Source organism: Actinokineospora inagensis DSM 44258 (assembly GCF_000482865.1).
GTDB classification, from domain to species: Bacteria; Actinomycetota; Actinomycetes; order Mycobacteriales; family Pseudonocardiaceae; genus Actinokineospora; species Actinokineospora inagensis.
This window is the reverse complement of record NZ_AXWW01000033.1, coordinates 62,646-74,642: the sequence shown is the minus strand read 5'-3', so window position 1 is coordinate 74,642 and position 11,997 is coordinate 62,646. Positions and strand designations below refer to the sequence as shown.

Genomic DNA, 11,997 nt, shown 5'->3' with positions numbered 1-11,997 from the left:
GGAACCCGATGAAACAGCTTCTGCTCGATTTCCTGTGGTCCCACCTCCAGTCCCTGGGCGCGTTCCGATCTCCCCGAACCACACCGGCCGCCCGGGAGGCGGCAGGCGTGCTGCCGGTGTACGACTCGTGGTTCGCCGAATGCGTGCGCGTGTTGGCAGTCGAGGGTTACCTGCGGTGCCAAGACGCCGAGATCACCGCCGTGGACAGGCCGGTTCGACCTCTGGCCGAGTTGTGGCGGGACTGGGAATCGGTCAAGCCGCGCTGGCGGGCGAACCCGGATCTCGCGGCCACGCACGTCTTGGTCGAGACGATGCTCCGAGCGTTGCCCGAGATCCTGACCGGGGAACGGCTCGCCACCGAGGTGATGTTCCCCGGGTCGTCCATGGAGCTGGTGGAAACCGCGTACAAGACGAATCCGGCGTCGGAGTTCTTCAACCGCGTGCTGGCCACCGAGCTGGTGACCCACTTGCGGAGTTCGGCTGGGAGCCCACCGAGAATCCTGGAGATCGGCGCGGGTACGGGAGCCACGAGTGCCGTTGTCCTGCGAGCACTGCAAGCCGAGGGCTTGGCGGTTCGGGAATACTGCTACACCGATCTCTCCCGCGCGTTCCTGGAACACGCCGAACGGTCATACGGGCCGGGGAACCCGTTCTTGGCCTACCACATCCTCAACGTCGAGAATCCCCTTACCGAGCAAGGGATTCCCGTTGGCGAGTACGACGTGGTCATCGCCGCGAACGTGCTGCACGCCACCAAGAACATCCGCACAACGCTGCGCAACACCAAGGCCGCCCTGAGACCAGGCGGCTTGCTCTTGCTCAACGAGTTGACCGTGAACAACCTGCTCAACCAGTTCACCTTCGGTCTGCTCGAAGGCTGGTGGCGGTTCGAGGACCCGGAATGGCGCATCCCGGGTAGCCCGATCCTGTCCGCCGATCACTGGCAGCGCGTCCTCGCCGAGGAAGGGTTCGGGCCGGTCACGTTCCCGGCCCGGGAGGCGGCGGACCTCGGTCAACAGATCATCGTGGCCGAGAGCGACGGGGTCGTGCAGCGATCCTGGCCAAAGCCCGAGCCACTCACACAATCGACACCGACCGGTCCGGCAGCGCACATCGAGGACACGGTGCTGGACGTGCTGGCAGGCTCGCTGCGGATCGACCGCTCCCGGATCGTGCGGACCGAGCCCTTCGCAGGCTACGGTCTCGACTCGATCTTCGCGGTGCAGGTCGCGCGTGCCGTGGGCGAGAAGTTGGACATCGACCTCGACATCACAGTCCTGTTCGAGTACACGACCCTCGCCGATCTCGTCGAGTTCATCGCCAGGGAATTCAGCACCGTAGAGCCCAGCTCCGAGGTCGGCGACTCCCAACCGGTCGAGCAGGCTGTCCCGGACGGAATCGCCATCATCGGGATGTCGGCGCGGTTTCCCCAGGCGGACGACATCGACGAGTTCTGGCGGATCGTCGAGCAGGGCACGCGGTGCATCACCAACCCGCCTGCGGATCGGCTGGACTGGGCGCCGCACGCCGCCGCGGACACCACGGGGACCTGGGCGGGCTTTCTGGACGGCGTCCACGAGTTCGACCCGCTGTTCTTCGGCATGTCGGTGACCGAGGCCCGCCAGGTCTCCCCCGAGCTCCGGTTGGTGTTGATGGCCGCGTGGAACGCCATCGAGGACGCGGGCTACCAACCCGCCGACCTGCGGGTCCGGCCGACCGGCGTGTTCATCGCGGCCGGACCCAGCGAGTACCAACCGGTCGCCGACGACGGTCCCAGCCTGACCGGGCTGCCGTCGCCCGCGATGATCCCGAACCGGATCTCTTACCTGCTGGACCTGCCAGGCCCCAGTGAACAGTGCGACACCACGTGCTCGTCGTCACTGGTCGCCCTGCACCGCGCCATCCGATCCATTCGCGACGGTGAGTGCGACCAAGCCTTGGTCGGCGCGGTGAACCTGGTCGCCTCGCCCGCCGGGTTCGCGGGCATGCGGACAGCCGGGATGCTCAGCCCGACCGGTGACGTCCGTCCGTTCCAACAGGACTCAGACGGCATCGCGCGCGGCGAGGGAGTTGGCGCGGTGCTGATCAAGCCGTTGCGCCGGGCGGTCGAGGACGGGGACTTCGTCTACGGGATCGTGCGCGGCACCGGCGTCGCGCACGGCGGCAAGGGGGTGTCGTTCACCGCACCGAACATCCGAGGCATGAAGTCCGCGATCACCCGGGCCTACGCCGATGCCGATGTCGACCCGGCGACCGTGGCCTACGTCGAGACGCACAGCATGAGTTCGGTCCTGGCTGACAGCGCGGAGGTCTCGGCGCTCGGCGCGACCCTGCGCGGCCCGGACCCGGTGTACCTGGGCAGCATGAAGCCGACGATCGGGCACACCGAGGTGTTCTCCGGGCTGGCCGCGCTGGTGAAGGCGGTGCAGGCGATCCGGCGCGGCACGATCCCGGCCATCCCCGGGTTCGGTCGACCGCACCCGGACATCCCGTTCGGCGGCACACCACTGCGGCCCGCCACCGAGACCATCGGCTGGCCGGTCCGCACGGGCGAGGACGGCCGGCCACTCCCCCGGCGCGCGAGCGTCAACAGCTTCGGGATCTCCGGCGTGAACGCGCACGTCGTGCTGGAGCAACACGTCACCGGCGAGCCCGGCCGGAGCGAGCCCTCGCCGCAGGTGCTCGTCCTGTCCGGCAAGACCGAGGATGCCTTGCGGGAGCGGGCGCGGCGGCTGGTGAGCTGGTTGAAGAACGTCGGCACCGGCGCCTGGGCGGACGTCGCGTACACGCTGCAGGTGGGGCGGGAGCCGATGGAGCACCGGGTGGCGCTGGTCGCGGCGGACAGCGACGAGGCGGTCGAGATCCTGGACGGCTGGCTGAACGACGACCCGCACGCGCGCGCCCGGGTCGCGAGCGCGCGCGACGACCACCAGACCGAGGTGCGGTCGGTCCGGCCGGAAGTCCTGGCGGAGCGCTGGGTCGCCGGTGGTCCGGTGGACTGGGCGCTGTTGCACGAAGGGACTCCGCGGCGGCGCGTTCCGCTGCCGGGCTACCCGTTCGCCCACCGCACCTGCTTCAGCGCGCGAACCCCGGTTCCCCCGTCATCGGCCACCGGCCCGAGGGACTTCGTCACCGAACTCATGGCGTCGGTGCTGGGCTTGGAGCCCCGCGAGATCGACAGCACCCGGTCGCTCGCCGACTACGGGCTCAACTCGCTGCTGCTGATCGGCGTGCTCGGGCGGGTACGCGCGGCTTTCCCCGGCTTCCAACCGGACTGGCTGCAGGTGGACAACACGGTCGACGACATCGCGGCACGGCTGTCCACCGTCGAGGCCAATACCGCCGTCGGATCGCGGTTCCCGGAACTCCTGCACCTGAATGGGATCTCCGATGGTCGGCCGGTGTTCTGGATTCACGGCGCGTTGGCGAGTGTGGAGTCGTTCCGCACAATCGCGGCCAGGATCAACCGCCCGTTCTACGGCATCCAGGCTCGCGGGTTCATGACCGAGGACACCCCGGTCGTGGGGGTCTCGCGAATGGCGGAGTACTACATCGACGCGCTGCGCAGCGTCCAACCCGAAGGGCCGTACGACCTCGGCGGGTTCTGCCTCGGCGGGATCGTCGCCTACGAGATGACCCGGCAACTGCAACTGCGTGGACATGCGGTGACCACTTTGACGATGGTGGACTCGCCGGACAACACCGGCCTGGCCGCGTCGAACGCCAGTGGCGTCTCCTCCGAACAGAGCGCCGCGCTGCAGGTGGTGAACTCGTTGCTGTGGCCCGCCGGTGAGCAGGACTTGACCAAGGTCCGGCCGTGGTTGATCCACCGGGACGAGGTGGCCGGGTGCCCGGACGCGGAGTTCGTGCCCCGGCTGGCCGATCTCGCGGTGCGGCGCGGGATGGCGATGCGCCGGGACCAGGTGATCGGTTTCATCGAGCGCAACATCCGGGTCCAGCTCGCCTACCGGATCGACGAGTACCGGATCCAGCCGCTGCCCGACCCGGAAGCCGTTGGCAGCACGTACTTCCACAACCGCCGTGGCCTGTTCATGGGTGAGCTGGCGCCGTACTTCCAGGTGGTCGGCGAGACGTTCTCGCTGGACGGGATCAACTACCGGCAGGACTGGGCGCGGGAACTCACCGACCTGCGCGTGGTGGACATCGACGTGGCCAACCACATGACCGTCCTCAACGAAGACGCGTCGCTGGCCGTCATCGAACGGGTCTGCGTCGAGACCTACGCCGAATGAGCGAGGAGGCGCACATGAGCAGCATCGCCGTCGTCGGCATCGGCTGCCGCCTACCGTCCTTGTTGGACAGTCTGGCCGAGATCTGGCGGGCGTTCCTCGACGGGGTCGACGCGATCCGCGAGGTGCCCGCGAACCGTTGGAACGCCGCCGAATGGGCCGATCTACCCCGGTGGGGAGGGTTCCTCGACGACATCGCCGGGTTCGACGCCGGGTTCTTCGGCATCTCGCCCATCGAGGCCCGGCAGATGGACCCGCAGCAGCGGCTCGCCCTGGAGGTGGCGTGGTCGGCGCTGGAGGACGCGCGGGTGGCGCCGGGAGGCCTGGCCGGATCACGCACCGGAGTCTACTTCGGAGCGATGTGGCAGGAATACGCGCTGTTCACCGGTGGTGACCCCACGGCGATCCGGGCGCATTCGGCCACCGGCTGGGACAACTCGGTGATCCCGGCCCGGATCGCGCACGCGCTGGGGCTGCGCGGCCCGGCGATGACGGTGGCGACGGCGTCGAGTTCGTCGCTGGTCGCGGTACACTTGGCGGTCCAGGGCCTGCGGTCGGGTGAGACCGACGTCGCGCTCGCGGGCGGCGTCAACCTGATGCTGCACCCGCACACGTCCGTCGCGATGACCAAGCTCGGCACCCAGAGTCCCGATGGCCGTTGCCGCGCTTTCGACGCCGAGGGCAACGGTTATGTGCGCGGCGAGGGCTGTGGAGTCGTTGTGCTGCGCCGACTTTCCGACGCTCTGGCCGATGGCGACCGGATCTACGCTGTGGTGCACGGGAGTGCGGTCAACAACGACGGCGCCACGGACGGCTTGACCGCACCCAGCCTCGACGCGCAGATCGACGTGCTTCGGTCAGCGTGGCAAGACGCCGGTATCCCACCGAGCGAGGTTTCCTACAGCGAGGCGCACGGCACGGGAACACCGCTGGGCGACACCGTCGAAGCGGCTGCGCTGGGCCGTGTTTTCGGGCCTGATCGGGCGGAACCACTGCGGATCGGCTCCGCCAAGACGAACTTCGGGCACCTGGAGCCCGCAGCGGGCATCCTGGGGTTCATCAAGGCCGCGCTGGCCATCCACAATGGAGTGATCCCGCCGAGTCTGCACTTCCGGACCCCGAACCCGGACATCGACTTCACCGGGCTGGAGGTCGTGACCGAGCACCACGCCTGGACCGGGTCGCGGTTCGCCGGGGTGAGCAGTTTCGGGTTCGGCGGGACCAACGCGCACGTCGCCCTCGGTCCGGCCCCGGACCAACCGGTGCCGTCGAGCGCGACCGACCAACCGGTGTGCCTGGTCGTCTCCGGCGCGACCGAGCAGGCTCTGGTACGGAACGCGGAGCGGTTGGCCGATCACCTCACGGACTCGACGAGCCTGACGGACGTCGCGTACTCGCTGGCGACCACCCGGAGCCACCTGGCCGTTCGAGGCGCCGTGGTGGCTCGAACGGTGGACGAGGCGATCACCGGGCTGCGGGCGCTCGACGGCAGGCAGGCGGCCGATCGCGGCAAGGTCGTATTCGTTTTCCCTGGTCAGGGCGGCCAGTGGACCGGCATGGGCCGGAACCTGCTCGACCAGAGCGACGTGTTCCGGGCCGCGATCGAGGACTGCGACGCGGCCCTGCGCCCGCACACGGGGTGGTCGGTGTTGGCGTTCCTGCTCGGCGAGACCGACCTGGACGACACGCGGGTCGACGTCGTGCAGCCTGCCTTGTTCGCGGTGTACCTCGGTCTGGCGGCCGTGTGGCGGTCGTGGGGTGTCGAGCCTGCGGCCGTGGTCGGGCACAGCCAGGGTGAGGTGTCGGCGGCGGTCGTCAGTGGGGCGTTGAGCGTCGACGAGGGTGCCCGAGTTGTCGCCCTGCGCAGCCAGGCCGTCCGCGATCGCGCCGTTCCCGGGGCGATGGGCCTGGTCGAGCGGCCGGTGGACGAGGTCCGCGACCGGATCAAGCCCTACGGCGACGCGCTGTCGGTCGCGGTGGTCAACACCAAACAGTCCACAGTGGTCTCCGGTGACACGGACGCCGTCACCCGGTTCCTCGCCGAGATGGAGTCCGACGGCGCGTTCTGCCAACGGGTGAAGGTCGACTACGCCTCGCACAGCGCCCACATGGACGCCCTGCTGCCGGGCCTGCGCGCCGACCTGGCCGACGTCGACACGGCGCCCGCCGAGATCCCGTTCCACTCCAGCGTCACCGGCGAGCCCGGTGCCACGCCGGACGCCGATTATTGGTGCCGCAACCTGCGCGAACCCGTCCGCTTCGACCTCGCCCTCGACCGGCTCGCGCGCACCGGCCACGACGTGTTCGTCGAGGTCAGCCCGCATCCGGTCCTCGGGGTGGCGCTCGCGGACACCGATGGTCTCGTGGTCGGCAGCCTCCGCAGGGATCTGGGCGGTCGCGATCAACTCCTGCGTGCCCTCGGCGACCTGCACAGCGGCGGCCACCCGGTCGACTGGACGCGGGTGCTGGGCGCGGGCCACCGCGTCGACCTGCCCGGGTACGCCTTCCAACACCGCCGGTACTGGCTCGACCAGGAAGACGACGTCCCCACCGACCTCTCGTGGGCCGACGACGTGGCCGCGCTCGCCGAGTCCGAACGGCTCCCCTGGCTGGTCGACCTCGTGCTCCGGGAGGCGGAAACCGTCCTGGGCAAGCCGGTGCGTCCGGACGAGGTCTTGCGGGAACAGGGCTTCGACTCGCTGACCGTGGTCGAACTGCGCAACCGCCTGGTCGACCGGACCGGCGCCGCGCTCCCGTCCGCCCTGGCCTTCAGCTACCCCACTCCCCAGGCGATCGCCGGGCTGCTGCTCGACCGAGTGGGAACTCAACCCACCACCGTCCAGCAGGCCGCGCCGAAACCCACCGATGACGCGATCGCGATCGTGGGCATGGCCTGCAAGCTGCCCGGGGGGATCGAGAGCCCCGAGGCTTTCTGGGAGCTGCTGTCCGCAGGTCGCGAGGCGATCGGCCCGTACCCCGCGCGGTGGGGCGACTGGGACCTCCGTGCGCTCGACGACAAGTACACCCGGGCGGGCGGCTTCCTCCAGGACGCGGAGATGTTCGACGCCGGGTTCTTCGGGGTGAGCCCGCGCCAGGCGAAGGCGATGGACCCGCAGCAACGGCTGGCGCTGGAGGTGGTGTGGGAGGCGCTGGAGCGGGCGAACCTGCGGCCCAACGACCTCGCCGGGAGCAAAACCGGCGTCTACCTGGGGGCGATGAGCTCGGACTACGACGTCGAGCGGCGCTGGGACGTCGGCGCGATCGACGGGAACCAGCTCACCGGCAACGCGACGAGCCTGGTCTCCGGGCGGATCGCGTACACGCTGGGGCTGGAAGGCCCCGCGATCACCGTCGACACCGCGTGCAGCGCGTCGCTGGTGGCCCTGCACCTGGCGTCGACCGCGTTGCGGCGCGGGGAGTGCGACCTGGCGCTGGCGGGCGGGGTGACGGTGATGAGCACCCCGCAGATGTTCGTCGAGTTCAGCAGGCTGAACGGGCTGGCGGGCGACGGCCGGTGCAAGAGCTTCGCCGAGGAGGCGGACGGCACGAGCTGGGCCGAGGGCTGCGGTGTCTTGGTGCTCAAGCGGCTCGACGCGGCCAAGCGGGACGGGGACCGGGTGCTGGCCGTCCTGCGCGGCACCGCCGTCAACCAGGACGGCCGCAGCCAGGGCCTCACCGCGCCGAACGGCCTGGCCCAGCAGCGGGTCGTCCGGGACGCCATCGCCGACGCGCGGCTCACCCCGCGCGACATCGACGCGATCGAGGCGCACGGGACGGGCACGGTGCTGGGCGACCCGGTCGAGGCGGACGCGTTGACCGCTGTGTTCGCCGGGCGGCAACGGCCGCTGTACCTGGGGTCGGCGAAGTCCAACCTGGGGCACACGCAGGCGGCGGCCGGGGTGGTCGGCGTGATCAAGATGGTCTTGGCGCTGCGGCACGAGCGGCTGCCTTCGACACTGCACGCGACGCGGCCGAGTACACACGTCGACTGGGCGGGAAGCTCGCTGGAACTCCTGCGCGACGGCAGGCCGTGGCGGCGGGGGTCTCGGGTGCGACGGGCGGGGGTCAGCTCGTTCAGCATGAGCGGGACCAATGCGCACGCGGTCATCGAGGAGGCACCCGGGGCCGCACCCGCGCCTCCGCCGATCACCGGGGCTTATCCACTGGTGATCTCCGGTGTTGACGAGTCCTCGTTGCGCGCGCAGGCGAGTCGGTGGGCGGAGTGGCTGGACAATTCTGTTCCCTTGCGTGATGTCGCGTACACGGCGGCCGTGAGCCGGACACATTTTCCGGTGCGGGCTGCTGTGATCGGGCAGTCGGTGGCGGAGGTTGTCGACGGCCTGCGTGCTGTGGCTGCCGGTGAAAGCCACTCGGTGATGGCGGGCGGCAGTTCCGGTCCCTTGTGGACGATCGCCGAGTCGCATCTCGACGGTCACTCGGTCGACTGGGATCGTGTGTTCGCCGGGGCGCGCAAGGTTGACGTGCCCACCTATGCGTTCGCGCGGACACGGTATTGGGTTGAGCGGCCTCGGGGGACAGCAAGCATTGTGCATCCGTGGCTCGACGGGATGACGACGCTCGCCGGGATGCCGGGGTACCTGTTCACCGGCCGGGTGTCGCTCGATGAGCAACCGTGGCTGGCGGACCACAGGGTCTCGGGGGCGGTGTACGTTCCCGGGGCGGGGCTGGTGGACTTGGCGCTGTCCGTGTCGCGGTCGGTCGGAGCGGGTGCGGTGGCCGAATTGACCCTCCTGGAACCGCTCGTCCTGGCGGAGCCCCGGCGGTTGCAGATCACCGTGGGTGCGGCCGACTCGCGTGGGCGATACGCGTTCGCGCTGTTCAGCCAGGCCGAGGACACGGTCGATTCACTGGCGTGGGAGCGGCACGCGACCGGCGAGCTGGCGACTCCGTCAGGATCGACCTCGATTCCGGTGGCGCCTGTGGCCGAACCGGTGGATCTTGGCGGATTCTATTCGCGGACCCAGGAGGTCGGGCTCGACTACGGGCAGGCGTTCCAGGGGCTCCGCGAGTTGGCGCGCGAGGGCGGCGCTTTCCAGGGGCGGGTCGAACTGCCGGAATCGTTGGTGCCAGGAGGATATGGGCTGCACCCGGCGCTGCTCGACTCGGCATTGCATGTTGTGGTGGCGGGGTTGCTGGAGTCGGGTTCGGTGTCCGGGCCGCCGTTGCCGTTCCTGTGGACCGATGTTGAGCTGTATCAGACCGGGTGCACGGAACTGGTGGTACGCGGGGAAATCACGCTTGGCGAAGACACGGATCGGGTTTCGTTGGTGTTGATTGATCCGGCGGGATCGCTGGTGGCCCGGGTCGGTGGGCTGCAGTTGCGACGGCCCCGTCCTGCTGAACACCTGTATCGGGTGGAGTTTGACGCTGTCCAGCTCGCCGAGAGTGGACCTTCGAATGCCAGAAGGGTCGTTTTCCCGGGGAAGGGCGGCGTGGCGACGCTGCGGGAATTGCAGGAATCCCTGGGTGATGAGCAGGCGGAACTGGTCTGGGTCACCCGGCGCGGGGTGTCCGCGAGCCCGGACGATGACGTGAGCGGTTGGGATTCCGGCGCGGTCTGGGGTTTGGTACGGGCGGCTCGGGCTGAGCAACCTGATCGGGTCCTCCGCGTCGTCGATGTCGATTCCGACTCGCCTGACTTTCTTGCGCGTGCTCTGGACGGGTCAGACGAGCCTGAACTGGTGTTGCGGGGCGAAAGCGCTTTCGTGCCGAGGCTTCGACCGATCAAGGACGATGTGCTGACGTTGTCCGGCGACTGGCGGTTGACGATTCGGGAACGGGGGCGGCTGGACGCGTTCACCATCGAAAGCTCGGATGACGTTGGGCCTTCGTCGGGTGAGGTTCTGGTTGAAGTGCGGGCGGCCGGGGTCAACTTCCGGGATGTGTTGAACGCCCTGGACATCGTTCCCGCGCCGCGACTCGGGTTGGAATGCGCCGGGGTGGTGCTGGAGGTTGGCGCGGACGTGACCAACGTACGTCCGGGTGACCGGGTCATGGGCCTGGCGATGGGGACGTTCAGCAGGACAGCGCGGATGGACGTCAGCCGGGTGGTCCGGATTCCTGAATCGCTCACCTTCGCCGAGGCCGCGACCATTCCCGTCGCGTTCATCACCGCCCTCCATGCCCTGAGCGATGTCGTACCCGGTGAGCGGGTGCTCGTGCATTCCGCGGCAGGTGGAGTGGGGATGGCGGCGGTGCGGCTGGCGCATCTGCGCGGCGCGGAGGTGTTCGCCACCGCCAGTCCCGGCAAGTGGCCCGCGGTGCGGGCACTCGGGTTGGACAACGCGCACATCCGCTCGTCCCGGGACACCGGGTTCGAGGCGGCCTGGAGCGACGGTGTGGATGTCGTGCTCAATTCATTGGCGGGTGAGTTCACGGACGCGTCGTTGCGGCTGTTGCGCGAAGGCGGGCGGTTCTATGAGATCGGCAAGACGGATCTACGGTCGCAGGTTCCCGTAGGCGTGGAATACCACGCCTACGACGTCACGACCGACATCCCGCCTGAGCGGTTCAGCGCGATGTTGACCGAACTGGCTGTTCTGTTCGACAAGGGTGTGCTGGAACCGTTGCCGTTCGAGGCTTATGACGTGCGGCACGCGCCGGAAGCGTTGCGGTACATGCAACAGGCGCGGCACGTGGGCAAGGTGGTGCTGACCATGCCGCGTGGTCTGGACCCCGAGGGCACGGTGCTGATCACCGGTGGTCTGGGTGAGCTGGGCCGGGCACTCGCCGATCATCTCGTGCGCGAGTACGGGGTGCGGCGGCTCGTCCTGTCGTCGCGGCGGGGTGGCGCCGGCCCTGCGGCTGAGTCGATCGTGCGCGACCTGGAGGCGTTGGGGGCCTCGGTGCGGGTGGTGGCCTGCGACGTCGCCAATCGGGATGAGGTCGCCGCCCTGGTGGACTCCGAGGAGTCGTGGACGGGGGTCTTCCACCTCGCCGGGGTGCTGGACGACGGGCTGGTACCAGGGTTCACCGAGGACCGGCTGCGCCGGGTGCTGGCGCCCAAGGTCGACGGGGCGCGGCATCTCGACGAGCTGACCGAGCGACTGGACCTGGCGGCGTTCGTGCTGTTCTCGTCGGTGGCGGGCACGGTCGGAACCGCTGGTCAAAGCGGGTACGCGGCCGCGAACGCGAGCCTGGACGCGTTGGCGGCACGGCGGCGGAAGCGGGGGCTGGCGGGGATCAGCCTCGCGTTCGGGCTGTGGGAGCAGTCCGGCGTCGGAATGACCGCGCACCTGGGCAAGGCTGAGCTGGGACGCCTGCGTCGGCAAGGGGTCGGCACGCTGTCCGTCGAGGAGGGCCTGCGGGCGCTGGACGTGGCGTTGACCCGGCCGGAACCGTACCTGGTGCCGGTTCGGCTCGAACTGGCCTCGTTGCGGCACGCACTCGGCGCCGCCCGTCCACCCGCGGTGCTGCGGGCACTGGTGCGGACGGCGCCTCTGGACACAATGGACACCCGGGCTGAGCATCGGGAGACCGTGGTCCTCGATGTCGTGCGGGGTGAGGTGGCGGCGGTGCTCGGGCTGCCCGGACCGGAGGCAGTGCCGCCGGACAAGACGCTGCGGTCGCTCGGGCTTGACTCGCTGACCATGGTGGAGCTCCGCAACCGACTGTCCACACGCGCCAAGCTGAAACTGCCCGCCACCTTGGCATTCGACTACCCCACCGCCGACGCCATCGCCGCACTGCTGCGCGAGCGCGGCGTCTGAACCCGAGAAGGAGCACC

Annotated in this window: 2 protein-coding genes; both read left to right on the top strand. The window is 69.5% G+C overall.

The window, feature by feature from the left end; genetic code table 11:
* Positions 1-8: 8 nt before the first annotated feature.
* Positions 9-4,253: a beta-ketoacyl synthase N-terminal-like domain-containing protein gene (locus H504_RS0114720; protein ID WP_026423392.1), complete on the top strand. Its 4,245-nt coding sequence runs from the start codon at positions 9-11 to the stop codon at positions 4,251-4,253.
* Positions 4,254-4,267: 14 nt separating this feature from the next.
* Entirely contained in the window at positions 4,268-11,980 is a 7,713-nt protein-coding gene (locus H504_RS35140) for a type I polyketide synthase (RefSeq protein ID WP_051385882.1), read from the top strand.
* Positions 11,981-11,997 lie beyond the last annotated feature (17 nt).

Coding starts and splice junctions, on each gene's coding strand:
- H504_RS0114720 (WP_026423392.1), top strand. CDS start 9: ATGAAACAGCTTCTGCTCGATTTCCTGTGGTCCCACCTCCAGTCCCTG.
- H504_RS35140 (WP_051385882.1), top strand. CDS start 4,268: ATGAGCAGCATCGCCGTCGTCGGCATCGGCTGCCGCCTACCGTCCTTG.